General features: G+C 62.3%; 22 protein-coding genes. 7 read left to right on the plus strand and 15 right to left on the minus strand.

Annotated elements, in window-relative coordinates; all coding sequences use genetic code 11:
* Window positions 1–164: 164 nt before the first annotated feature.
* Window positions 165–707, minus strand: coding sequence for a helix-turn-helix domain-containing protein (locus tag HYE77_RS27240; RefSeq protein WP_087692630.1), 543 nt, complete (start codon window positions 705–707; stop codon window positions 165–167).
* Window positions 708–811: 104 nt separating this feature from the next.
* Here HYE77_RS27240 and HYE77_RS27245 point away from each other — a divergent pair, with 104 nt between their 5' ends.
* The 5 genes from HYE77_RS27245 to HYE77_RS27265 all read left to right on the plus strand — a co-directional run bounded on the left by HYE77_RS27245 (window position 812) and on the right by HYE77_RS27265 (window position 6,907).
* On the plus strand, window positions 812–1,594 hold the full coding sequence (locus HYE77_RS27245; protein WP_177051957.1) for an aldolase: 783 nt from the start codon (window positions 812–814) through the stop codon (window positions 1,592–1,594).
* A 27-nt stretch (window positions 1,595–1,621) separates the two neighbouring features.
* Window positions 1,622–2,509, plus strand: coding sequence for a dihydrodipicolinate synthase family protein (locus HYE77_RS27250; RefSeq protein WP_102368275.1), 888 nt, complete (start codon window positions 1,622–1,624; stop codon window positions 2,507–2,509).
* A gap of 206 nt (window positions 2,510–2,715) precedes the next feature.
* On the plus strand, window positions 2,716–3,255 hold the full coding sequence (locus HYE77_RS27255; RefSeq protein ID WP_087692632.1) for an RNA polymerase sigma factor: 540 nt from the start codon (window positions 2,716–2,718) through the stop codon (window positions 3,253–3,255).
* Window positions 3,252–4,220, plus strand: coding sequence for a FecR domain-containing protein (locus tag HYE77_RS27260; protein ID WP_177069936.1), 969 nt, complete (start codon window positions 3,252–3,254; stop codon window positions 4,218–4,220). Before HYE77_RS27255 ends, HYE77_RS27260 begins: the two co-directional genes overlap by 4 nt.
* Window positions 4,221–4,348: 128 nt before the next feature.
* Window positions 4,349–6,907, plus strand: a complete 2,559-nt coding sequence (locus tag HYE77_RS27265; protein ID WP_003209136.1) for a TonB-dependent receptor — start codon at window positions 4,349–4,351, stop codon at window positions 6,905–6,907.
* A gap of 105 nt (window positions 6,908–7,012) precedes the next feature.
* Here the strand turns inward: HYE77_RS27265 and HYE77_RS27270 are convergent, their stop codons facing one another.
* Window positions 7,013–7,330, minus strand: coding sequence for a ribbon-helix-helix domain-containing protein (locus HYE77_RS27270; protein WP_003209138.1), 318 nt, complete (start codon window positions 7,328–7,330; stop codon window positions 7,013–7,015).
* A gap of 16 nt (window positions 7,331–7,346) precedes the next feature.
* On the minus strand, window positions 7,347–7,928 hold the full coding sequence (locus tag HYE77_RS27275) for a DJ-1/PfpI family protein (protein WP_102606425.1): 582 nt from the start codon (window positions 7,926–7,928) through the stop codon (window positions 7,347–7,349).
* Window positions 7,929–8,238: 310 nt separating this feature from the next.
* On the opposite strand from HYE77_RS27275, the gene HYE77_RS27280 reads away from it, so the two are divergent.
* Window positions 8,239–9,138: a DMT family transporter gene (locus HYE77_RS27280; RefSeq protein WP_003209142.1), complete on the plus strand. Its 900-nt coding sequence runs from the start codon at window positions 8,239–8,241 to the stop codon at window positions 9,136–9,138.
* Between the two features lie 109 nt (window positions 9,139–9,247).
* Here HYE77_RS27280 and HYE77_RS27285 read toward each other — a convergent pair whose 3' ends face one another.
* From HYE77_RS27285 to HYE77_RS27300, 4 genes are read right to left on the minus strand one after another with little or no spacing between them, the layout of a single operon-like run.
* A complete protein-coding gene (locus tag HYE77_RS27285; RefSeq protein ID WP_102368273.1) occupies window positions 9,248–10,465 on the minus strand; it encodes an SAM-dependent methyltransferase in 1,218 nt (405 codons plus the stop codon).
* A 41-nt stretch (window positions 10,466–10,506) separates the two neighbouring features.
* On the minus strand, window positions 10,507–11,124 hold the full coding sequence (locus HYE77_RS27290; protein WP_003209147.1) for a TPM domain-containing protein: 618 nt from the start codon (window positions 11,122–11,124) through the stop codon (window positions 10,507–10,509).
* A gap of 28 nt (window positions 11,125–11,152) precedes the next feature.
* Window positions 11,153–11,881, minus strand: a complete 729-nt coding sequence (locus HYE77_RS27295; RefSeq protein ID WP_177069945.1) for a YgcG family protein — start codon at window positions 11,879–11,881, stop codon at window positions 11,153–11,155.
* Window positions 11,881–12,489 (minus strand): LemA family protein, encoded by a 609-nt coding sequence (locus tag HYE77_RS27300; protein WP_003209150.1) that lies wholly within the window; start codon window positions 12,487–12,489, stop codon window positions 11,881–11,883. Before HYE77_RS27300 ends, HYE77_RS27295 begins: the two co-directional genes overlap by 1 nt.
* Window positions 12,490–12,703: 214 nt before the next feature.
* Here HYE77_RS27300 and bglX point away from each other — a divergent pair, with 214 nt between their 5' ends.
* On the plus strand, window positions 12,704–14,995 hold the full coding sequence (gene bglX, locus HYE77_RS27305) for a beta-glucosidase BglX (protein ID WP_177069947.1): 2,292 nt from the start codon (window positions 12,704–12,706) through the stop codon (window positions 14,993–14,995).
* A 128-nt stretch (window positions 14,996–15,123) separates the two neighbouring features.
* Here the strand turns inward: bglX and HYE77_RS27310 are convergent, their stop codons facing one another.
* The 8 genes from HYE77_RS27310 to HYE77_RS27345 form a co-directional block, all read right to left on the minus strand.
* Window positions 15,124–16,281 (minus strand): phosphatidylserine/phosphatidylglycerophosphate/cardiolipin synthase family protein, encoded by a 1,158-nt coding sequence (locus tag HYE77_RS27310; protein ID WP_008430889.1) that lies wholly within the window; start codon window positions 16,279–16,281, stop codon window positions 15,124–15,126.
* Window position 16,282: 1 nt separating this feature from the next.
* Complete coding sequence (locus tag HYE77_RS27315; RefSeq protein WP_177069949.1) at window positions 16,283–16,864, minus strand: YceI family protein; 582 nt, start codon at window positions 16,862–16,864, stop codon at window positions 16,283–16,285.
* 160 nt (window positions 16,865–17,024) lie between these two features.
* Entirely contained in the window at window positions 17,025–17,795 is a 771-nt protein-coding gene (locus tag HYE77_RS27320; RefSeq protein ID WP_177069951.1) for a helix-turn-helix domain-containing protein, read from the minus strand.
* 64 nt (window positions 17,796–17,859) lie between these two features.
* A complete protein-coding gene (locus HYE77_RS27325; RefSeq protein ID WP_177069953.1) occupies window positions 17,860–19,302 on the minus strand; it encodes an amidase in 1,443 nt (480 codons plus the stop codon).
* On the minus strand, window positions 19,299–20,609 hold the full coding sequence (locus HYE77_RS27330) for a citrate-proton symporter (protein ID WP_177069955.1): 1,311 nt from the start codon (window positions 20,607–20,609) through the stop codon (window positions 19,299–19,301). The genes HYE77_RS27325 and HYE77_RS27330 overlap by 4 nt, the downstream gene beginning before the upstream one ends.
* 56 nt (window positions 20,610–20,665) lie before the next feature.
* A complete protein-coding gene (locus HYE77_RS27335) occupies window positions 20,666–21,841 on the minus strand; it encodes a M20 aminoacylase family protein (protein ID WP_008430881.1) in 1,176 nt (391 codons plus the stop codon).
* A 129-nt stretch (window positions 21,842–21,970) separates the two neighbouring features.
* Window positions 21,971–22,285: a hypothetical protein gene (locus tag HYE77_RS27340; RefSeq protein WP_008430879.1), complete on the minus strand. Its 315-nt coding sequence runs from the start codon at window positions 22,283–22,285 to the stop codon at window positions 21,971–21,973.
* The gene (locus HYE77_RS27345; protein ID WP_177069957.1) at window positions 22,282–23,361 is read right to left on the minus strand and encodes a serine hydrolase; all 1,080 of its coding nucleotides are present in this window, start codon (window positions 23,359–23,361) and stop codon (window positions 22,282–22,284) included. The genes HYE77_RS27340 and HYE77_RS27345 overlap by 4 nt, the downstream gene beginning before the upstream one ends.
* Window positions 23,362–23,516 lie beyond the last annotated feature (155 nt).

Raw genomic sequence — 23,516 nt, forward strand, 5'->3', positions numbered from 1 at the left:
CCAAAGCCGGAGTGAGGGCACACCGAGCCTAAGCGAGGTGCCGAGTGGTGGGGCAAGAGCGTTTTGCTTACTTTTGCGCTGTTCAAAAGTGAGCCGCTGTAAGAGCGGAATCCTAGGCGGCCGTTACCCAAATAACGGATATGCCCCCACCCCCACCCCCACCATCACGCTTCAGCACTATGCACCACCACCAAAAGCTGAGCCTGAACCTCCCCCACCGACCGAATCCGATGCGGCTTCTGCGCATTGAAATGCAACGCATCCCCCCGATTCAACACCACCCGCTCACTCATGAAATCCACCTCAACCTGACCTTCATGCACAAACAAAAACTCCTCCCCCAAATGTTCCTTGAAGGTCTTGTCGGTGAACTCCGCCGGCGGGTAAATGATGAACGGCAACAAACTACGCTCACTGACCTGATGCGCCAGCACCGCGTAACCCGGTGATGCATCGGTGCCCGACAACGCCTGCCGTTCGTGGCTGCGCACCAGGCTGTAGCTGTCGAGGCTGACATTGTCCTCGCTGAACAATTCTTCGACCTTCACATTCAACGCCTTGGCCAGTTTCAGCGCCGCCGCAATCGACGGCGTATTCAACCCGCGCTCGACTTTCGACAGGTAACTCTTGGTCATCCCGGATTTTTCCGCGAGCGACTCCAACGTCACACCAAGTTTTTTTCTCAATATTTTCAAACGGATAGACATGCGCAGCGGTTAATCCATTAAAGAGGCGATGATGAATGCTTGCTAATGACACTTTGTGTCATATAGTCTCTTTAGTGTCATTTGCGACGAACAAGGACACTGATATGGCCAAGACATTAGCACTCCCGAAAGACCAGCTGGTCAAGCAGGCGCTGACCCAGATGCAAAACACCCTGGCGGATAATACGTGGACCGACCGGCAAAAGCTGGCGTTGACCTGCCGGATCCTGTTCGAAAACGGCCACGACTCCGGCCTCGCCGGGCAGATCACCGCACGCGGCCCGACGCCTGGCACCTACTACACCCAACAACTGGGCCTGGGTTTTGATGAGATCACCGCCAGCAACCTGTTGCTGGTCAACGAAGACCTGGAGGTGCTGGAAGGCCATGGCATGCCCAACCCGGCCAACCGTTTTCACAGCTGGGTGTACCGCGGTCGCCCGGACGTGAACTGCATCATCCACACTCACCCGACCCACATCGCTGCATTGTCGATGCTGGAAGTGCCGTTGCAGGTGTCCCACATGGACCTCTGCCCGTTGTACGAAGATTGCGCATTCCTCGAAGCCTGGCCCGGGGTGCCGGTGGGCAACGAAGAAGGTGAAATCATCACCGCTGCCCTGGGGGATAAACGCGCGATTCTGCTTTCCCACCACGGCCAATTGTCCACTGGGGCGAGCATCGAGGAAGCCTGTGTGATCGCACAGTTGATCGAACGCGCGGCCAAGTTGCAGCTGCTGGCGATGGCCGCCGGCACGATCAAGCAGATCCTGCCGGAACTGGGCCGCGAAGCCCATGACTGGATTTCCAAGCCCAAGCGCCACGGCGCCGCGTTCAACTACTACGCTCGGCAGAACCTGCGCCAACACGCCGATTGCCTGAACTGAAACCCTTTTTCGACCGGAGACCTTTCCATGTCCAGCCCTTCTATTCACGGCATTATCGGCTACACCATTACCCCGTTCAGCGCGGACGGCCAGCGCATTGACCTCGACGCCCTGGGCCTTTCGATCGACCGCCTGATCGACAGCGGCGTGCACGCTGTCGCACCGTTGGGCAGCACCGGCGAAGGCGCCTATCTCAGTGATGCAGAGTGGGATGAAGTCGCCGCCTACAGCATCCAGAAGGTGGGCAAGCGTGTGCCGACCATCGTCAGCGTCTCCGACCTGACCACCGCCAAGGCCGTGCGTCGCGCGCAGTTTGCCGAGGCCCACGGCGCGGACGTGGTAATGGTATTGCCGGCTTCGTACTGGAAACTCAGCGAGGCGGAAATCCTCGCCCACTATGCGGCCATTGGCGACAGCATCGGCGTGCCGATCATGCTCTACAACAACCCGGCCACCAGTGGCACCGACATGTCGGTGGACTTGATCCTGCGCATCGTCAACAGCGTCGACAACGTGACCATGGTCAAGGAAAGCACCGGGGATATTCAGCGCATGCACCAATTGCACCGGCGCAGCGAGGGCCAGGTGCCGTTCTACAACGGCTGCAATCCGCTGGCGCTGGAGGCGTTTGCGGCGGGTGCGAAAGGTTGGTGCACGGCGGCGCCGAATCTGATTCCTCAGCTCAACCTGGATTTGTATGAAGCCGTTTTGGCCAATGACCTGGAGAAAGCGCGGGAGCTGTTTTATCGCCAGTTGCCGTTGCTGGATTTCATCCTCAAAGGTGGCTTGCCGGCGACGATCAAGGCCGGTTTGCGGCTGACGGGCCTGGAGTCGGGGGATCCACGCCTGCCGGTGTTCCCGCTGGCTGAGGCAGGCCGTGTTCAGTTGCAAGAACTACTGACCCTGTTGCGCTGAAACGCAATCCAAATGTGGCAGCGGGCTTGCTCGCGAAGGCGGTGGGTCAGTCAATTAATAGGTCGACTGACTCACCGCATTCGCGAGCAAGCCCGCTCCCACATTTAGTCCGCATCCAACCTTGGATTTTCAATAGAGACAAATGACAATAATTCTCGATATCATTCACGACTTTTCCACGTCGTGCTTCGTCAAGAAGGATATCCATGTCTCGTCCCAAGCCCGACCCGCTGTCGGCCGATGCCTTTCGCGGGTTTTATGCAGATATCCTGCATTTCCTGCGTAAACGCACGGACAACGCCAGCGACGCGGCAGACATGACCCAGGATGTCTTCACCCAATGGCTGGACTACCGCGACCGGGCCCAGGTCGAGCAGCCACGGGCGTTTCTGTTCCAGATGGCGCGCAATCTGCTGCGCGATCACTGGCGCAAACAGAAGGTGCGGCACACCGTCCACCAGCAACAGGCCGAACTGGATGCCGAACCTGTCAGCGACTCGCGAGACGATCCCATGGCCGCCGCGCAACGCCTGCAACGCCTGGAACAGTTGAAAGAAGTCCTCTCTGAACTCTCGCCGAGAAGACGAGAAGCCCTTATGCTGCACCGCTTCGAAGGCCTGAGCCAGGCGCAGATCGCCGAGCGCATGGGCGTTTCGGTCAGCATGGTGGAAAAGCACATCGCTTTTGCCTTGCTGCATTGCAAGCAGCGACTTCAACAAGAACAGGGCAAGGAGCAGCCAGAATGACCCGCCTGAGCGACATCGACACCTGTGACATCGAGGCCAGCGACTCCATCGATGCCCAGGCCGCCAGCTGGTTTGCGCGCAACCGCAATGACGCCGGTCGCGCCGACCGCAAAGCGTTTGCCGCCTGGCAGTCCGAGCCGGCCAATGCCCGCGCCTACGCCGAATTCGAACAGCTGTGGGCCGACCTGGCCCAGTTGCAGCAACTGAACAAACCGACACCGCTGCCCGTGCGCAAACCACCCGTGTGGCGCCCGGCCCTGGCGGTGGCTGCCGCCCTGGTGTGTGCCCTGCTGGCGAGCAACATCGGCGCCCCGCGCGAGCTGTTCCACGCCCAGGTCGCGGCCCATGCCAAAGGAATGCGCACCATGCATTTGCCTGACGGCAGCACCTTGTACGTCAACGCCAATACGCGCCTGCGGGTGGACTTCAACAGTCACCAGCGCATCGTGCATCTGGATCAGGGCCAGTTGTATATCGAGGTGGCGCCCGACAAGGAGCGTCCGCTGTTCGTGCAGGCCGGTGAAGCCAATGTGCGGGTGGTCGGCACCGGCTTCGATGTGCGGCGCAGCAAGCAGCAACTGGTGGTCAGCGTGGCCCATGGGCAAGTGGCGTTCGATCCGGATACCAGGCTGCCGGCCACCCTGCTCGGCGCCGATCAGCGCGCTACGTTCAGTTATGCCAAGGGCACGCTGCAGCAGCAAACCCTCACTGCCGGCGAGGTCGCCGATTGGCGCGGCGGCCACGTGTCGTTTCGTAATCGCGAGCTGGCCAGCCTGATGGACGAGTTGAGCCTGTACCGGCCCCAGGCGCCGTTGCTGGTGGACAGCGCGGTGGCGCAACTGAAGGTCTCGGGCAATCTGGACGTGAATGATCCGGACGCCCTGCTCAACGCCCTGCCGGCGCTATTGCCGGTGAAAACCGTGGCCCTGGCCGACGGCAATATCAGGATCGAACCGCGCAAATAGCCCCGCGGAATTCTTATTTGAGAATATTTTGCATTCGCATGTGAGGATTATTTTTCCTGCCGCGTCTTCCTCGGGTCTGCGTTTGATACGCACACCTTTCTGGCCATTTGGCTACTCCGGGGGATTTCATGTTTCGCGCGCCTTGCCACGTTCAGCACCTGTTTCTTCGACCCACCGCCATTGCCGCCTGCCTGGCCTTCAGCCTGAGTGCCCAGGCAGAGTCGTTCAAGCTGCAACTGCCGGCCCAGTCCCTGGCCACGTCCCTGAGCCAGGTGGCGCAGCAGGCGAAAATCCAGCTGCTGTTCGATGAAGCGCTGCTGAAAAATATCCAGGCGCCAGCCCTCAATGGCGACTTCACACCGGAAGTGGCGATTCGCACCCTGCTCAAGGACGGCGAGTTCGTATTGCTCAAGGTCGGCAGCACTTACGTGGTACGCCCCGAAGAGGGCAAGACCACCAACAGCAGCGCGATCCAGCTCGACGCCCTGAGCGTGATCGGCACCGGCAACGAGGTCGACTCCACCACCGTCGGCCGTTCCACCCTGACCCAGGCGGACATCGACCGCTACCAGTCCAACAACATTCCCAGCCTGCTGCAAACCTTGCCCGGCATCAGCCAGGGCGGCTCGCTGAAGCCCGGTGGCCAGACCATCAACATCCGTGGTTTCGGCGACGCCGAAGACGTGCCGCTGACCGTCGATGGCGCCACCAAAAGCGGCTTTGAGCGCTACCAGCAGGGCACTGTGTTTATCGAGCCCGAGCTGATCAAGAGCATCGAAGTGGAGAAAGGCCCCAACTCGCCCTTCAGCGGCAACGGCGGCTTTGGCGGTACGGTCAACATGACCACCAAGGATGCCCCGGACCTGCTCAAGGACGGGCGCAACAGCGGTGCCATGCTCAAATACGGCTACTCCAGCAACGACCATGAGCAGGTCTACAGCAGTGCCGTTTACGGGCGTACCGATGACGGCCGCTTCGATGCGCTGGCCTACCTGACCCAGCGCGACGGCGGCGACATGAAACTGGCTGCCACCCTGCCCAACGACAACAACCAGTACCCGATCAACCCCAAGCGCCTGCCCAACAGCGCCCAGAATGTGGACGGCAAACTGTTCAAGTTCAATGCTCACTTCACCGATGAGCAAAGCCTGGGTCTGTCGTATTCGCGCTCCAACAGCCAGCGCTGGACGCCCTTCTCTGCCGCCAGCTACCCGACGCCGCCGACCCAGGCCAACATCGACCGCTATGGCTACGAAGCCGCGCTGAAACGCTTCCTGGCCAACCGCAATACCGTCGACACCACCTGGTCCGGCAAGTACGAATACCAGCCGATGAATAACCCGCTGGTGGACTTGACCATCAAGTACTCCGAATCCAATACCGACCAGACCGACGAGCGCGACGCCACGGCGTTTTTCCAGTTGGCCACCGGCGGGCGCAAGATGGACACCTCCTATAACGACAAGAACCTCGACGTACGCAACGTCAGCCTGTTTTCCACCGGTGCGTTGCAGCACGCGGTGACCACCGGTGTGCAAATCCGCAAGCACACCCGGGAAACCGAAATGTGGATGCCCGGCGCCACCTACAACACCCCGAAATACAACTACGGGCACTTCCAGCCGGGCTTCATGCCCCATGGCAAGGTCGACACCAACAGCTTCTTTATCCAGGACGCGGTGACGCTGGGCGATGTGACCATTACCCCGTCGATGCGCTATGACCATGTGCGCAACCGCGGCGAGGCCAACGACGCGCCGTACTACAGCAACCCGGACCCGGCCATCGGCCATGACTACAGCGACCGCACTTACACCGGCTGGTCGCCACGCCTGGCGGCGTACTGGACCATCACCCCGAACGTGGCGATGTTCGCCAACTGGAGCCGCACCTGGCGTGCGCCAGTGATCGACGAGCAGTATGAAGTCCAGGGCCTGGGCAGCCGCACCGCCACCAGCCTGGACCTGGACCCGGAGCGCATCACCTCCATCACCCTGGGCAACGTCACCAGTTTCGCCGACGTGTTCGCCCACGGCGACAACCTGCAACTGCGTACCACGCTGTTCCACAACAAGGTCGAGGACGAAATCTTCAAGGCCACAGGCGTGGGCTGCCAGAACCAGGCGGTCAACGGCGGGACGATTTCCAGCGCCTGCCCGCCGGGCGCGATGTCCAACTACCGCAACATCGGCGGCATGACCATCAAGGGTTTCGAGGCCGAGAGTTTCTATGACTCCACCTACGTGTTCGGCTCGGTATCGTTCGCCTACACCACCGGTAAACATGAAGGCGCCTACACCAACCCGTGGGGGCCGGACGTCTGGGCGCGGGACATTCCGCCAACCAAATGGGTGGTGGTGCTCGGCACCAAGATCCCGAGCCTGGATATGCGGGTAGGCTGGCAAGGGCAGTTCATCGGCGCCACCAGCCGCCTGCCGAGCGACAAGTATTCCGGCGGCCCGGGCACCAGCATCGGCGACCTGTTCTACGACCAGTACGGCAACAAGCGCTACAACACCCAGGGCCTCTTCGCCAGCTGGAAGCCGCAACAGGCTTACCTCAAGGGTACCGAGGTGAACTTCACCGTGGACAACCTGTTCAACAACAACTTCCGACCGGCCCTGAGCGGCGACCGCGCCTACACCAAGGGCCGGGATGCCAAGATCAGCGTGACGCGGTTCTTCTGACCCCACCTAATCAATGTGGGAGCGGGCTTGCTCGCGAAAGCGCTGGATCAGTCGGTACATGAGTTACCTGACACACCGCCTTCGCGAGCAAGCCCGCTCCCACATTCAGATCTTCTGCGCGCCATTTCTTGTATTCACAAGGCTGAGCTCTGGGGCGTGAACCCGCTGCTTGCTCAAATACCGCGTGCAACTCACCCGCAAGAACGAAGCAAAATTCACCACTTCGCCGCGGTAATCCATCACTTCTTCATACAGCTTGGCGATCAGTTGATTGGTGGTCATGCCATCCACCTCGGCGATCTCGCTGAGGATGTCCCAGAACTGGTTTTCCAGGCGCACGGTGGTCACCACGCCGCAGATGCGCAGGGAACGCGAGCGGGATTCGTACAGAATCGGGTCGGCCTTGACGTACAGTTCGCACATGGCGATGACCTCCGCTTTACAGGGTGATTTTGGTGCCCAGCAGGCCGAGGAAACCCGCGAGCCAGCTTGGGTGCGCCGGCCACGCCGGGGCTGTCACCAGATTGCCTTGAACGTGGCTGTCGGTCACCGGGATATCGATGAACGTACCGCCCGCCAGTCGTACCTCCGGCCCGCACGCCGGGTAGGCGCTGCACTCGCGGCCTTCCAGGATCCCGGCAGCCGCCAGCAGTTGCGCGCCATGGCACACGGCAGCGATGGGTTTGCCAGCCTGATCGAAATCCTTGACCAGTTGCAGGACCTTTTCGTTCAGCCGCAGGTACTCAGGGGCACGGCCACCCGGCACCAGCAGCGCGTCGTAGTCGGCGGCGTTCACCTTGGCAAAATCCGCATTCAGGGCAAACAGGTGCCCGGGTTTTTCGCTGTAGGTCTGGTCGCCTTCGAAGTCGTGGATCGCCGTGCGCACGGTCTGGCCGGCGGACTTGTCCGGGCACACGGCGTGCACGGTATGCCCCACCATCAACAGCGCCTGGAACGGCACCATCACTTCATAGTCTTCGACGTAATCGCCGACCAGCATCAGGATTTTTTTCGCGGCCATGGGACATTCCTCCGGTTGAACGGTTGGGCAGATAGGAGTAGCCAAGATAGACCTGTGCCGATGAGCCGGGTAATGGCCCGCTACTACATCATTGCGGACCAGCCCTCTGTAGGAGCGAGCTTGCTCGCGAAGCACGTTAACGATAACGCGGGTAACCAGACAGCCCGCGACGCTCTCAGGTTTTTCGCGAGCAAGCTCGCTCCTACACAAACTGTACGGTCCAATCTGCACCCAGCTGTAAGCGCGCGTTTGCGGGGCTTTGTGGCTAGATGAACATCCACTTCCGGCCCATTCGATTCTGGTTCCTTCCATGAGCTCCCGCGAAAATACCGGCATGGCCCTCGGCCTGCTGGGCGTCGTCATCTTCAGCCTCACCCTGCCCTTCACCCGTATCGTGGTGCAGGAAATCCACCCGTTGCTCAATGGCCTGGGCCGGGCGTTGTTCGCGGCGGTGCCGGCGGCGGCGTTGTTGCTGTGGCGCCGTGAGCGCTGGCCCACCTGGCGCCAGGTGCGCGGGCTGACGCTGGTGATTGCCGGGGTGATCCTGGGTTTCCCGGTGTTGTCGGCCTGGGCCATGCAAACCTTGCCCGCGTCCCATGGCGCGCTGGTCAACGGGTTGCAGCCGCTGTGCGTGGCGCTGTATGCGGCGTGGCTGTCCCATGAACGTCCGTCGAAGGCCTTCTGGGCCTGCGCGGCGCTGGGCAGTGCGCTGGTGCTGAGTTATGCGTTGATCACCGGAGCCGGCAGCATCCAGGCGGGCGACCTGTTGATGCTCGGGGCGATTGCCGTGGGTGGCCTGGGTTATGCCGAAGGCGGCCGGTTGGCCAAGGAGATGGGCGGCTGGCAGGTAATCTGCTGGGCGCTGGTGCTGTCGACGCCGGTATTGATCGGGCCGGTGGCCTACCTGGCGCTGCAACACGAAGGGCCGATTTCCATGCGCACTTGGTGGGCGTTTGGTTATGTCTCGTTGTTTTCGCAGTTCCTGGGGTTCTTTGCGTGGTACGCCGGGCTCGCCATGGGTGGCATCGCCCGGGTCAGCCAGATTCAGCTGTTGCAGATCTTTTTCACCATCGCGTTTTCGGCGCTGTTTTTTGGTGAACACATCGAGCCGATTACCTGGCTGTTTGCCTGCGGGGTGATTGTGACGGTGATGTTGGGGCGCAAGACCAGCGTGAAGCCTGCGCCAGCTCCCAAGGCTAGCGCGATCTAATGTGGGAGCGGGCTTGCTCGCGAATGCGGTGGGTCAGTTGATACATCAGGTGACTGACACACCGCTTTCGCGAGCAAGCCCGCTCCCACATTTTTGATTTGCGTCGTACTCAGGCGAGGTAACCTTCCGCCCGCAGCAGGGTTTCCAGGCAATGTTCGGTGATGTTGTAGAACGCCTTGAGCTCCTGGATTTTCTCCAGGAGTTGAGCGTTGTCCACCGGCTCGGCACGCTTCACCGCCAGGATCATCTTGTTCTTGTTGGTGTGCTCCAACGAGATGAACTCAAACACCTTGGTCTCATAGCCGCACGCTTCAAGGAACAACGCGCGCAAACTGTCGGTGACCATTTCCGCCTGCTGGCCCAGGTGCAGGCCGTATTGCAGCATCGGCTTGAGCAGCGCCGGGCTCTGGATCTGCAGGCGAATCTGCTTGTGGCAGCACGGCGAGCACATGATGATCGACGCACCGGAGCGGATGCCGGTGTGAATCGCGTAGTCGGTGGCGATGTCGCAGGCATGCAGGGCGATCATCACGTCCAGCTCGCTGGGCGCGACGCTGCGCACATCCCCGCACTTGAACACCAGCCCCGGGTGGTCCAGGCGGGCGGCGGCGTTGTTGCACAGGGTCACCATGTCTTCGCGCAGTTCCACGCCGGTGACTTCGCCCTCGGCGTTGAGGGTGTTGCGCAGGTAGTCGTGGATGGCAAACGTCAGGTAGCCCTTGCCCGAGCCAAAGTCCGCGACCCGCACCGGCTGGTCCAGCTTCAGCGGCGAGGTGGTCAGCGCATGGCTGAATACTTCGATGAATTTGTTGATCTGCTTCCACTTGCGCGACATCGCCGGGATCAGCTCGTGTTTGGCGTTGGTCACGCCAAGGTCGGCGAGGAAGGGCCGGGTCAGGTCCAGGAAGCGATTCTTCTCGCGGTTGTGCTCGGCAGACGGCGCTTCGCGCAGTTGCTGCGGCTTGCTTTTGAACAGTGAGCTTTTGTTCTTCTTGCTGTATTCCAGCTGGGCTTCGTCGGTCACCGACAGCAGGTGCGCATTCTTGAACGCCGCCGGCAACAATTCGGCAATTGCCGCCACGCCGTCGGCCAGGGAGAAGTTCTTGGTGATGTCGCGGGTCTTGTAGCGATAGACGAAGGACAGGCAAGGCTGATCCTTGACCGTCAGCTGCTTGATGATCAGCTTCTGAAGATCAGGCTCGGTGCCGACGTACTTGGCCAGCACCAGCTTGATAAAGGCGTTTTGCTCAAGGCTCGCGCTCAGCAGTTCGAGGAACTGCGCGTGATGATCCGGCGCGGGGCTGGCAGGTTTAGCGGTGGCAGACATGAACAAAAACGCCTCGGGCAGGGAATGCCGGGAATTTTACACTACTCCAACACCACCAACCGATTCGGCAGCTCATTGCGTGCGTGGGTCACCGGAACGTGCTCCCTGAGCAATTCCCCGCAAGCCTCAATACACGCCACAAACCCGGCCAACGTCTGGCCTTGCTTCACCTGGCGGGTGAAGTCCTTGACGATCGCATCCCAACTGCTGTCATCCAGGCGACTGGATATCCCCTTGTCCACCAGGATTTCCACATACCGCTCGGCCTCACTGACAAAAATCAGCACCCCGGTGCTGCCCAGCGTGTGGTGCAGGTGCTGCTCGAGAAACTGCCGCCGTGCCAGGTTGGACGCGCGCCAATGGCGCACCGAGCGCGGGATCAGTCGCGTGGTGACCCTGGGCAAACGGAACACCAGGCACAGCACGACGAACGTGCCCCACTGCGCCAGCAGCAAGGTGTACATGGTCAACCAGCCCGACAGGTAGTGGATGATCCCCGGCACCACCAGCGCCAGCAGGCTGGCCCACAACAGCGGGATGTAGGCGTAGTCGTCGGCGCGGGCCGCGAGCACGGTCACCAGTTCGGCGTCGGTCTGTTGCTCGACCCGGGCGATCGCCTCGGCGACCTGGCGTTGCTCGTGTTGACTCAGTAATGCCATGGTTGTTGATGCTCTCTAGTTATTGTCATTACCAGCCGCCCGAGGCGCCACCGCCGCCAAAACCACCGCCGCCGCCCCTGAAGCCACCACCGCCACTGCCTCCCCCGCCGCCACGACCGCTGCTGCTAAGAATCGCCAGCAGGATAGCGCCAACGGGCAGGCCCATGCGATTGCACAGCCACAACACTGCCAGCAACAGGATGAACAGGCCAATGGAAATGCCCGGGTTTTGCTTGGCGAAGTTGGCCTCGGACACATGCGCCGGTACGGCCAGCGGATCGCCGCCCACCACCTGCAGCATCGCCGCCACGCCGTCGCTGATGCCCTTGCTGTAGTTGCCCGCCTTGAACGCCGGGGCGATCACCTGGTTGATGATCACCCAGGACTGCGCATCCGTGAGCACGCCTTCCAGGCCATAACCCACTTCGATGCGAATCTTGTGCTCATCCCGGGCGACGATCAGCAGGGCGCCGTTGTCCTTGCCCTTCTGGCCGATGCCCCACGCGCGGCCCAGTTGATAACCGAAGTCTTCAATGGGCACGCCTTGCAGGTCGGGCACGGTGACCACCACGATCTGGTCGCCGCTGGTCTGCTCCAGCGCCTGCAACTGCTGGGTCAGCTGCGCACGCACGGCCGGGTCGATCATCTGGGCGTTGTCCACCACCCGTCCGGTCAGGGCCGGGAAATTCAGGGCGGCCTGGGCGGTCAGGCTGAAGGCCAGCAGCACCGCCGCCATCAGCCAAGCGCGCTTGCCCATCAGAATTTCACTTGCGGCGCTTTATCGGCATCGGCACTCGTGGCCTCGAAGTTGGCGCGGACCGGCAAGTCGCTGTACATCACGCTGTGCCACAGGCGGCCAGGGAAGGTGCGGATCTCGGTGTTGTAGGCCTGCACTGCCTGGATAAAGTCGCGGCGGGCCACGGCGATGCGATTTTCGGTGCCTTCAAGCTGCGATTGCAGGGCCAGGAAGTTCTGGTTGGCCTTCAGGTCCGGGTAGCGCTCGGACACCACCATCAAACGGCTGAGTGCACCGCTCAAACCGTCCTGGGCTTGCTGGAACTGCTTGAGTTTCTCGGGATTGTCGAGGGTGCTGGCGTCCACCTGGATCGAGGTGGCCTTGGCCCGCGCTTCGATCACGGCCGTCAGGGTGTCCTGTTCATGGGCGGCGTAGCCCTTGACCACTTCCACCAGGTTGGGGATCAGGTCGGCGCGCCGCTGGTACTGGTTCTGCACCTGGGCCCAGGCCGCCTTGGCCTGTTCGTCCAGGGTCGGGATCTTGTTGATGCCGCAACCGCTCAGCACGGTGCTCACCAGTATCAATGCCACGGCCTTCCAGCCCCAACGGTAACCTTGTGCTGCTTGCATGGTGTTTCTCCTGCCAAACCTATGAAATTTACCGACTGACGCGTTAGCCACGGGCTTAGGGCATAATCCGCCACCACCCACTGGATTGCATCGTGCCAATCAGCTAAAAGATGCCCAGCGCCAATAAGAGTTCAGAAGTGTGCGGTATTTATCTGAACAACACCCGAACAACAATAGACGCTCTCCGGTCCCAAGGCTGCGAGAAAGGATTTTCATGAAGAAGCTGTGTTTGCTGGGCCTTGTTGTCAGTTTGGCCACTCATTCCGTATTAGCCGAAACAAAGCCCGCAGTACTCAAGGACAAGGACGCCTTCGTCAGTGACCTGCTCAAGCAGATGACCCTTGATGAGAAGATCGGCCAATTGCGCCTGATCAGCATCGGCCCCGAAATGCCCCGCGAACTGATCCGCAAGGAAATCGCCGCCGGTCGCATCGGCGGCACCTTCAATTCGATAACCCGCCCGGAAAACCGTCCGATGCAGGACGCAGCCATGCGCAGCCGGTTGAAGATCCCGATGTTCTTCGCCTATGACGTGATCCACGGCCACCGCACGATATTCCCCATCAGCCTGGCCCTGGCTTCCAGCTGGGACATGGACGCCATCGGCCACTCCGGGCGCATCGCCGCCCAGGAAGCTGCCGCCGACAGCCTCGACATCACCTTCGCGCCGATGGTCGACATCTCCCGCGACCCGCGCTGGGGCCGTACCTCCGAAGGCTTTGGCGAAGACACCTACCTGACCTCGCGCATTGCCGAAGTGATGGTCAAGGCCTTCCAGGGCAGCAGCCCGGCCAAGGCCGACAGCATCATGGCCAGCGTCAAGCACTTCGCCCTGTATGGCGCGGTGGAAGGCGGTCGCGACTACAACGTGGTCGACATGAGCCCGGTCAAGATGTACCAGGACTACCTGCCGCCCTACCACGCCGCCATCAAGGCTGGCGCCGGTGGCGTGATGGTTGCGCTGAACTCGATCAACGGCGTACCCGCCACCGCCAACACCTGGCTGATGAACGACCTGCTGCGCAAGGACTGGGGCTTCAAGGGCCTGGCCGTGAGCGACCACGGTGCGATCTTCGAGCTGATCAAGCACGGCGTGGCCAAGGACGGGCGTGAAGCCGCCAAGCTGGCGATCAAGGCCGGCATCGACATGAGCATGAACGACTCGCTCTACGGCAAGGAATTGCCAGGCCTGCTGAAGTCCGGCGAGATCGAACAGAGCGACATCGACAACGCCGTGCGCGAAGTGCTCGGCGCCAAGTACGACATGGGCCTGTTCGCCGACCCGTACCTGCGCATCGGCAAGGTCGAGGATGACCCGGCCGACACCTACGCCGAAAGCCGCCTGCACCGCGCCGACGCACGTGACGTGGCACGCCGCAGCCAGGTGCTGCTGAAAAACCGGAACAACGCCCTGCCGCTGAAAAAGGACGCGACCATCGCCCTGGTCGGCCCGCTGGCCAAGGCGCCGATCGACATGATGGGCAGCTGGGCCGCTGCCGGTAAACCCGCGCAATCGGTGACCCTGCTGGACGGCATGAACGCCGTGATCGGCGACAAGGGCAAGGTGATCTATGCCCGTGGCGCCAATATCACCAACGACAAGAAAGTCGTCGACTACCTCAACTTCCTGAACTTCGATGCCCCGGAAGTAGTGGATGACCCGCGCTCGTCCCAGGACATGATCGACGAAGCCGTCAAGGCCGCCAAAGGCGCCGATGTGGTCGTGGCCGCCGTGGGCGAGTCCCGTGGCATGTCCCACGAATCGTCGAGCCGCACCGACCTGAACATCCCGCAGAGCCAGCGCGACCTGATCAAGGCTTTGAAAGCCACCGGCAAACCGCTGGTGCTGGTGTTGATGAACGGCCGTCCGCTGTCGATTGTCGAGGAGAACGAACAGGCTGACGCAATCCTGGAAACCTGGTTCGCCGGCACCGAAGGCGGCAACGCTATCGCTGACGTGCTGTTCGGTGACTACAACCCGTCGGGCAAGCTGCCGATCACCTTCCCGCGTTCGGTGGGGCAGATTCCGACCTACTACAACCACCTGAGCATTGGCCGGCCGTTCACTCCGGGCAAGCCGGGCAACTACACCTCGCAGTACTTCGATGACACCACCGGGCCGCTGTTTCCGTTCGGTTACGGCTTGAGCTACACCAGTTTCAGCCTGTCGGACATGGCGCTGTCGTCCACCACCCTGAACAAGACCGGCAAGCTCGACGCCACCGTGGTGGTGAAAAACACCGGCAAGGTCGATGGCGAAACCGTGGTGCAGCTGTATATCCAGGACGTGGCCGGCTCGATGATCCGCCCGGTGAAGGAATTGAAGAACTTCCAGAAGATCATGCTCAAGGCGGGCGAAGAGCGCGCGGTGCACTTCACCATCACCGAGGAAGACTTGAAGTTCTACAACACCCAACTGAAGTTTGCGGCTGAGCCGGGCGAGTTCAATGTGCAGATCGGGTTGGATTCGCAGGATGTGAAGCAGCAGAGCTTCGAACTGCTCTAAAGTCTTGCCCGGTCAAAATGTGGGAGCGGGCTTGCTCGCGAATGCGGTGGATCAGTTGATACATCAGGTGACTGACACACCGCTTTCGCGAGCAAGCCCGCTCCCACATTTGATTGGGGTGTTCTGGCTTATCCGCGGCGGTCCAGCAGGTTAACCACCAACCGATCAATCCACCCCCACACCCGCTGCTTCACCCGCCGCCACAATGGCCGCGACTGCCATGCCTCAAGGCTCACCGCCTGGCTCAGGGCAAAATCCCGCTCGAAACTCCCCACCACTGCCAACGTCAATTCCGGGTCCAACGCTTCCAGGTTCGCTTCCAGGTTGAAGCGCAGATTCCAGTGGTCGAAGTTGCACGAGCCAATGCTCACCCAATCGTCCACCAGCACCATTTTCAAGTGCAGGAAGCACGGCTGGTATTCAAAGATCTGCACCCCGGATTTGAGCAAACGCGGGTAGTAACGGTGCCCGGCATACCGCACCGACGGGTGATCGGTACGTGGCCCGGTCAACAGCAAACGCACATCCACCCCGCGCCCCGCCGCCCGGCGCAGGGCACGCCGTACGCTCCAGGTCGGCAGGAAATACGGCGTGGCCAGCCAGATACGCTGGTGGCCGCTGTTCAGCGCGCGGATCAGTGACTGCAAGATATCCCGATGCTGGCGGGCGTCGGCATAGGCCACACGCCCCAGCCCCGGTCCTGTCGCTGGCACCTTGGGCAACCGTGGCAGGCCAAAATGCGTGGCCGGTTTCCAGGCTCTACGATCGTCGTTCGCCAGCCACTGACGGTCGAACAACGCCTGCCAATCCAGCACCAGCGGGCCACGAATCTGCACCATCACTTCGTGCCAATCGGCGGTGTCTTCCCCAGGCGTCCAGAATTCATCCGTCACGCCGGTGCCGCCGACCACGGCGATGGTCTGGTCGATCAACAACAGCTTGCGGTGGTCCCGATAGAGGTTGCGCATCCAGCGGCGCCAGCTCAGGCGGTTGTAGAATCGCAGGTCCACCCCGGCGTCGATCAACCGCCGACGCAGGCCCAGGGTAAACGCCAGGCTGCCGTAGTCATCGAACAGGCAACGTACGCGCACGCCACGTTCGGCGGCCGCCACCAGGGCCTGAACCATCGCCTCGGCACACGCGCCCGCCTCCACCAGATACAGCTCCAGCGCCACCTGTTGCTCAGCCTGGGCGATACCTTCCAGCATGCGCGGGAAGAAACTCGGGCCGTCGACCATCAGCTCGAAACGGTTGGCGCTGCGCCACGGGAACACTGCGCCGCTCATGTCAGCGCGCCGTAAAAATCAGTACCGCACCCACCGGCACCGACAGGCTGATCTGCGACAGCCCGGCGGCCTTGCGCAATGCGGCTACCCCCGGCAGCAAATCGAAATCCTCGGCGTGCACCACCAATGGCTCCAGGGTGACCACCTGGAAGCGTCGGTCATCCAGGCGGGTCGCCAGCAATTCGGTGCTGTAGGTCTGGGTCTTGCCGTGCAGGGTCACCGACAGCGGCAGGCGCAGCTCGTATTGCGCGCCGGGGGCCAGGTCGTTGATCGGTTGCAGGGTGATCTGCGCATTGATCACCGCGTCCGGGAAGGTCTTGATCTCGAACAGCTCATTGCGCATGCGCTCGTCGCGCAGCGGGATGCCGCTGTTGATCGACTCCAGTTCGACTTCCAGCTGCGCCGCGCCTTTGCTGTCGACCTTGCCATGCAGCACCAGGAAGCGCTGCACTTCAGCGATGTCGGTGTTCTTGGTGGTGACGAACGACAGGCGCGAGGACTCGTTGTCCAGGTACCAGTCGGCATGGGCAGGCACGGCGGCAGCGGCCAGCAGCAGGAAGGCCATGGGTTTGAACAGGGACATAAAGACTCTTGGGGCAAAAAACCTGGACGAACAGTAACAAAGACCTCCTGTAGGAGCGAGCTTGCTCGCGAAGGTTGCCAACGATGACGCGGGCATTCTGAATGAACGCGGTGCCTGTGAGTTCTTCGCGAGCAAGCTCGCTCCTACAGGGGAACGGTGGTCAGGCCAGCGCCTCCTGCACATCGCGAATCGTCGATTCCAGGCTGGCCAGGTGCAGGCTCAGCACCCGTTCCACCGGCGCCTGATCCATCGGCCAATGCAGCGCCATGCTACCTACCAGGCGCCCGTTGGCCCGTACCGGCAAGGCCACCGCGCGAATCAGGAACGGCAGGCGCACCGGGTATTCCCAGTAGCCTTCGGTGCGTTGGCCAAACCCCTGGTGCTGGGATTGTTCACACGCCCGGTATTGATCGTCTTCCGCCACATGCTCACGGCCTGCCAGGCGCTGCACTTCATCCGCCGACAGTTGCGACAGGCACGCCTTGCCCATGGCCGAATGAAACAGGCTGGCGTGCTGGCCGACGATCTGGCAATTGTTCGGGTAGAGCTTGCGCAGCACCGTGGGGATCGCGCTTTCCATCACCTCCAGGCGTTCGCCGTCGAAGCTCGACAGGTCCACCACCAGGCCGGTGCGTTCGCTGAGGTCCAGCAGCCACGGCGCGGCGCTCTCCACCAGTTGGCGCTTGAAGCGTTGCTGGGTGTCGCCGAACAACCGTCTGGCCCGCAGGCGGTAACGCCGGTCGCTGAGCCCACGATAGATCCAGCCCTGTTCCTGCAAGGTCAGCAGCATCCGCGAGACCGTGGCCTTGGGCAGGTGAGTCAGGTAATGCAACTCTTCCAGCCCCAGCGCCTGATGCTCGCCGAGCAATTCGATGATCGCCAGTGCCCGCCCTACTGAGCGTACGGTTCCCGTCTCGGCGTCGCTGCCCATGTGTCGATCTCCTTGATGCCGATGGATGATCTGATTTCACAGCAAGATACAGGCCCGTCGCGGCTCAACCGGTCGCCGAGAGGCAAGCGGGCGGCCGCCGCTGCACCCACTGGGTCAGTTGTTCGTGGGCGTACGCCAGTTGCAACACTGCCCTGTCCGCCTGGGCCGGGCCGATGATCTGCAGGCCCATGGGCAAGCCCCGGGGGTTGAAACCCACCGGCACGTTCATGCTCGGCAGGCCGGCCAGGGTGGGGCCGATCACCACTTCCATCCAGCGGTGGTAGGTGTCCATCTCGCGCCCTGCGACGAGGCGTGGCCAGGCTTGTTGTGCATCGAAAGGGAACACTTGGGCGGTGGGCAGCAACAGGAAATCGTAACGTTCGAACAGTTTGCCGAGGGCGCGGTACCAGTCGCTGCGGTTGATCGAAGCCTGGTAAACGTCCGCCGCACTCAGTTGCAATCCGCCCTGCACTTCCCATTGCGCCTCCGGCTTGAGCAGTGCACGTTTTTGCGGGTCGGCGTAGGCCGCGCCGAGGGAGCCCTGGATCAGCCAATGGCGGTGCACCAGCCAGGTCTGCCACAGGCGTTCCAGAGAAAATTCCGGTTGGCAGTGCTCGACCTCGCAACCCAGCGCAGCGAAGTCCTTGAGGGCCGATTCGCACAGGCTCATCACGCCGTCTTCCATCGGCAGGTAACCGTTGTAATCCCCGAGCCAGCCCAAGCGTGCACCCTTGAAGTCGCGCTGCAATGGCTCACCCAACACCGCCGGATCCTCCTTGAGCGACAGCGGCACCCGAGGGTCGTAGCCGGCCTGCACACTCAGCAGCCGCGCCACATCCGCCACGCTGCGCCCCATCGGGCCTTCCGTGGCCAGTTGCTGGACGAACAGCTCCGGCGCCGGCCCGTGAGGCACCCGACCCTGGGACGGACGCAGGCCAAATACGTTATTGAACGCCCCCGGGTTTCGCAGCGAGCCCATCATGTCGCTGCCATCCGCTACCGGCAGCATGCGCAATGCCAGCGCCACCGCCGCGCCGCCGCTGCTGCCACCGGCCACCAGGCGCGGGTCATAGGCGTTGCCGGTGGTGCCGAACACGCTGTTGTAGGTCTGCGAGCCCAGGCCAAATTCCGGCACGTTGGTCTTGCCGATGATGATCGCGCCGCTGGCCCGTACCCGCGCCACGCTGATCGCATCTTCTTGAGGAACATGCTCGGCGAACAGCGGCGAACCGAGGGTGGTGCGCAGGCCCTGGGTCGCCGCCAGGTCCTTGATGGCCTGGGGCATGCCGTGCATCCAGCCACGGGATTGGCCTTGGTCCAACTCGCGATCACGCTGCGCCGCTTCGGCCAGCACGTCCTCATGGGAGCGCAGCGAGACCAGCGCATTCACCGTCGGGTTGAAGCGTTCGACCTGGGCCAGATACGCCTGCATCACTTCATGGCAGGACACCTGCCGCGCATGGATCGCCCGAGACAGTTCGATGGCATCCAGTTCAACAATACTCAAGGTTTCACCTCGCTGGAAAACGGCGCCGGTCGTTTCGCCCGTGGCGCCTCATGCATGCAGTAAGTGCCCAGCAGCGTCAGGACGCAAGCGAACAGCACATAAAATGCCGGGGCTACCGGCGTGCCCAGCACCTTGCTGAGCCAGGTGACGATCAACGGCGCAAAGCCCCCGAATACCATCACCGCCACGTTGTAAGCCACCGACACCCCGGTGGAGCGTACTTCGATGGGAAACTGCTCGGCCAGGGCCGTCGGCGCCGGGCCGAAAAAGCCGCCGATGGCAGTGCACAACATCACCTGCATCACCAGCAAACGCTCGATGGACGGTGCCGCCGCGACCCACACATACAGCGGGTACACCATCACAAAAAACGCCAGGGTGAACGCCATCAATACCGGGCGCCGACCGAACCGATCCGACAGCAGGCCGGACAGCGGAATCACCACGGTCATCAGCGCCACCGCGAACATCTGCACCATCAACACCTGGTCCAAAGGCAGGCCGAGGTTCTTGTGGGCAAAGGTCGGCATGTTCACCAGCACCACGTAGAACGACACCGTTGCACCACAGGCCAGGCCCATCGATACCAAGATGCTGCGGCGGTGGTCGCGGATGACGTCCATCAAGCTCGGCGCCGCACCCTTGGCCTGTTTGCGTGCCTCGATAAATTCCTCGGGGTCTTCCATGTGCCGGCGGATCCACAAGCCCACGGGACCGATCAGCAAGCCGAAGATGAACGGCAGGCGCCAGCCCCAGACTTCAAGGGTGTGCGGCTCGAAGAAGTGCGTGACCAACGCCACCATCGCCGCGCCGCCGAACACCGCCAGGCACTGTCCCACCAACTGCCAGGAACCGTACAGGCCCTTGCGATGGGCCGGCGCGCTCTCCACCAGGAACGCCGTGGCACTGGCGTATTCACCGCCGGTGGCAAAGCCCTGGAGCATGCGCGCAACCACGATCAGCATCGGCGCGCCCATGCCGATGCCAGCATAGCTGGGGGCGAAAGCGATCAGGGCGATGGAGATGGTCATCAACCGGATGATCAGTTGCATCGCGGCCTTGCGGCCTTTGCGGTCCGAATACATGCCCAGCAGAATCCCGCCCACCGGGCGCATGAAGAAGCCGACGCCAAAGGTGGCCAGGGCCATCAGCAGCGAGGCGTATTCATCCTCCGAGGGGAAAAACTGCCGGGCGATAATGCTGGCGAGAAAGCCGTAGACGATGAAGTCATACCATTCCAGCGCATTGCCGATCACCGCCGCCACCACCTGGCGGGTGCGGGATACACCTTGTTTTGAAGCCTGCATGGGAACACTCCATTCAACCAGTCGGAAAAGGGTCCAGCGGCAGAAAAAAGAGGTCGTCAGGCGGGCTTGAGCCAGCTCTCGGCCAGCGCGCCCCAGTAGGCGGCGCCGGTCAACAGGATGTCGTCGTTGAAGTCATAGGCGGGGTTGTGGACCATCGGCCGCGACACGCCGTTGCCGATAAACAGGTAGCTGCCGGGGCAGCGTTGCAGCATCCAGGCGAAGTCTTCGCTGCCCATCAGCTTGGTGGTGTTGCCGTCGACGGCACCTTCACCCAGCAGGGCGACGCCGACCTGGCGGGCGAATTCGGTTTCTTCGGGATGGTTGACCAGCACCGGATAGGCCGGGCGATGTTCGATCTGCGCGGTGCAGCCGAAGCTCGCGGCCTGGGTCAGGATGATCGCCTTGACCCGCTCCAGCATCAGTTCACGCACGTTTGCATCCAGGGCACGCAGGCTCAAACGCAACAGTGCTTGCTGGGGAATCACGTTGGCCGCCTGGCCCGCTTGCAGGGCACCGACGGTCACCACGGCGGCTTCCTGGGCATTGATATTGCGCGCCACCACGGTCTGCAATGCCATGACCATACTGGCGGCGGCCACCAGCGGGTCGACCGTCAGGTGCGGCATGGAGCCATGGCCACCGACGCCTTCGAGGGTCACGGTGAGCAGGTCCTGGGAGGCCATCATCGGTCCAACGCGCAGGCCCAGATGGCCGGCGGGCAGGCCCGGCATGTTGTGCATGCCGAAGAGTGCATCGCAGGGAAAACGCTCCAGCAAGCCGTCGGCGAGCATGGCTTCGGCGCCGCCCTGGCCTTCTTCGGCGGGCTGGAAAATCAGGTTCAGGGTGCCGTCGAATTGACGGGTCGCGGCCAGGTAACGCGCGGCGCCCAGCAGCATGGTGGTGTGGCCGTCATGACCGCAGGCATGCATGCAGCCGGCGTGTTGGCTGCTGTAGCTGGCGCCGGTGTTTTCGATGATCGGCAACGCGTCCATGTCGGCGCGGATACCGAGCTTGCGCGAGCTGCTGCCATTGCGCAGCACACCCACCACGCCGGTCTGGCCGATGCCGGTGTGGACTTCGTAGCCCCAGTTACGCAGCGATTGCGCCACGAGGGCGGAGGTGCGGTTTTCTTCAAAGCCCAGTTCGGGGTGGGCGTGAATGTCCTGACGCACGGCGTGCAGGTCGCTGGCGACATCGCTCAGCCAATCCAGGATGTGCTGGTGTGGGCTCATGGTGATTCTCCTCGCAGGCGGGTGTTCCCGTTCTTTTTCGTTGCACACCGCCAGATAACCGCGATGTGCGCAGGAGGACAATCAAAGGTGGTTCCACCCTGTGGAACCTCAGCCCCACCTGTGGCTGCATTAGGGCAAGAGGCGGCAGCCCTCGCGTTGGCCCAGCCATTGGGCACTGTGTGTGCGGCCCAGGCCGCTGGCGGTCACGAGGTGTTTTTCAGGGTTGTCGGTGAAGGCGCTGGTGGGCACGTATTGCTTCACATAACCCTGGCAATAATCAGCGGGATTGCCCTCCACATATCGGCAGGAGCAGTACTCCTTGGCGGTGTAGGCCGCGATGATGTCGGGGAAGGCTTGCAGGTTGACCCGCTCGTGCCAGACCCAGCCGAGCAACACGAGTAACAGCAGGATCAACAGACTGACGAAGGGATGACGGCGGATCATGGTTGCACCGCTGCAAGGACGCGCTTGAGGAGTTCGTTGTGGCGATAGCTGCCGTCGCGGTCGTCACCGTAGCGCACGATGACCAGCTGTTTTTCGGGCATCACGTAGAGCGCCTGCCCCCAGTGGCCGAGGGCGGCGAAGGTGTCGGCGGGCGCGTCCGGCCAGGGTCTGGCGGCACCCTGCACTTCGCGGTTGAGCCACCATTGGCCGCCCGGAACGGCTTCGTCCTGGCCCGCCTTGTACTTGTCGAACGGTTGGCGATTGAACGCGACCCACTCCTTGGGCAGCAACTGTTGCTCGCCCCAACGGCCGTCGCGCTGCATCAGCAGGCCGACACGGGCCAGGTCGCGGGCGGTGAGGTAAGCATATGAGGACGCGACGAAGGTTTCCTCGGCATCGCTTTCCCAGGTGGCGTTGTGGATGCCCAGTGGCTGGAACAGGGCGGTCCATGGGTAGTCGACGTAGGCCTTGTGGCCGAGCATGCCCTTGAGGGTGGCGGACAGGATATTGCTGTCGCCACTGGAATAGCGGAATGCCTGGCCGGGGGCGCTGTAGGTTGCGGTGTCGGCGGCGAACTCGGCCATGTCGTGGTGGCCGCGGGTGTAGAGCATGGCGACCACCGAGGATTTCAGCGGGGCGTATTCGTAGTCTTCCTGCCAGTCGAGGCCCGAGGCCCAGTGCAGCAGGTCGGCCATGGTCACGCCTGGGTGTTGTTTCATCGGCGGGTAAAAGCGCGCGGCGGGGTCGGTGAGTTTGAAGCGGTTTTCGCCGAAGGCCACGCCGAGCACGGTGGCCATCAGGCTTTTGCTGATGGACCAGGTCAGGTGCGGGGTGCTGGCGGTGGTGGGGGCGGCGTAGCGTTCGTAGATGATCTGGCCGTCGCGGATGACCAGCAAGGCGTCGGTGCGGACGCCTTTGCGGGTGGTGTCGTCGCGGGGTGGGAAGGCGTAGTCGTCCAAGGCCTTGGCGGCCGGGCCGGTCAGGGGCTGGCCTTGGGACCATTCCTTCTCCGGCCAGGCTTCGGCGTGGGCTGTCAGGGTGAACAGCAGCGCGGCGTATAGGAGGCCTTTGAACATGGATTGGGACTCGGGGGCATTCAAGCCCGCGAGCCTAGCCCAGGGGGATGACGGTTTTGTTACGGACTCTGGGGTGAGTACATATCCGTTATTTGGGTGATGGCTGATATGGGTTCCGCTCTTACAGCGGCTCACTTTTGAACAGCGCAAAAGTA

The sequence above is a fragment of the Pseudomonas sp. IPO3774 genome, from assembly GCF_013386835.1.
In the GTDB taxonomy this organism is placed as follows: Bacteria; Pseudomonadota; Gammaproteobacteria; order Pseudomonadales; family Pseudomonadaceae; genus Aquipseudomonas.

Coding starts and splice junctions, on each gene's coding strand:
- HYE77_RS27240 (WP_087692630.1), bottom strand. CDS start 707: ATGTCTATCCGTTTGAAAATATTGAGAAAAAAACTTGGTGTGACGTTG.
- HYE77_RS27245 (WP_177051957.1), top strand. CDS start 812: ATGGCCAAGACATTAGCACTCCCGAAAGACCAGCTGGTCAAGCAGGCG.
- HYE77_RS27250 (WP_102368275.1), top strand. CDS start 1,622: ATGTCCAGCCCTTCTATTCACGGCATTATCGGCTACACCATTACCCCG.
- HYE77_RS27255 (WP_087692632.1), top strand. CDS start 2,716: ATGTCTCGTCCCAAGCCCGACCCGCTGTCGGCCGATGCCTTTCGCGGG.
- HYE77_RS27260 (WP_177069936.1), top strand. CDS start 3,252: ATGACCCGCCTGAGCGACATCGACACCTGTGACATCGAGGCCAGCGAC.
- HYE77_RS27265 (WP_003209136.1), top strand. CDS start 4,349: ATGTTTCGCGCGCCTTGCCACGTTCAGCACCTGTTTCTTCGACCCACC.
- HYE77_RS27270 (WP_003209138.1), bottom strand. CDS start 7,330: ATGTGCGAACTGTACGTCAAGGCCGACCCGATTCTGTACGAATCCCGC.
- HYE77_RS27275 (WP_102606425.1), bottom strand. CDS start 7,928: ATGGCCGCGAAAAAAATCCTGATGCTGGTCGGCGATTACGTCGAAGAC.
- HYE77_RS27280 (WP_003209142.1), top strand. CDS start 8,239: ATGAGCTCCCGCGAAAATACCGGCATGGCCCTCGGCCTGCTGGGCGTC.
- HYE77_RS27285 (WP_102368273.1), bottom strand. CDS start 10,465: ATGTCTGCCACCGCTAAACCTGCCAGCCCCGCGCCGGATCATCACGCG.
- HYE77_RS27290 (WP_003209147.1), bottom strand. CDS start 11,124: ATGGCATTACTGAGTCAACACGAGCAACGCCAGGTCGCCGAGGCGATC.
- HYE77_RS27295 (WP_177069945.1), bottom strand. CDS start 11,881: ATGGGCAAGCGCGCTTGGCTGATGGCGGCGGTGCTGCTGGCCTTCAGC.
- HYE77_RS27300 (WP_003209150.1), bottom strand. CDS start 12,489: ATGCAAGCAGCACAAGGTTACCGTTGGGGCTGGAAGGCCGTGGCATTG.
- bglX (WP_177069947.1), top strand. CDS start 12,704: ATGAAGAAGCTGTGTTTGCTGGGCCTTGTTGTCAGTTTGGCCACTCAT.
- HYE77_RS27310 (WP_008430889.1), bottom strand. CDS start 16,281: ATGAGCGGCGCAGTGTTCCCGTGGCGCAGCGCCAACCGTTTCGAGCTG.
- HYE77_RS27315 (WP_177069949.1), bottom strand. CDS start 16,864: ATGTCCCTGTTCAAACCCATGGCCTTCCTGCTGCTGGCCGCTGCCGCC.
- HYE77_RS27320 (WP_177069951.1), bottom strand. CDS start 17,795: ATGGGCAGCGACGCCGAGACGGGAACCGTACGCTCAGTAGGGCGGGCA.
- HYE77_RS27330 (WP_177069955.1), bottom strand. CDS start 20,609: ATGCAGGCTTCAAAACAAGGTGTATCCCGCACCCGCCAGGTGGTGGCG.
- HYE77_RS27335 (WP_008430881.1), bottom strand. CDS start 21,841: ATGAGCCCACACCAGCACATCCTGGATTGGCTGAGCGATGTCGCCAGC.
- HYE77_RS27340 (WP_008430879.1), bottom strand. CDS start 22,285: ATGATCCGCCGTCATCCCTTCGTCAGTCTGTTGATCCTGCTGTTACTC.
- HYE77_RS27345 (WP_177069957.1), bottom strand. CDS start 23,361: ATGTTCAAAGGCCTCCTATACGCCGCGCTGCTGTTCACCCTGACAGCC.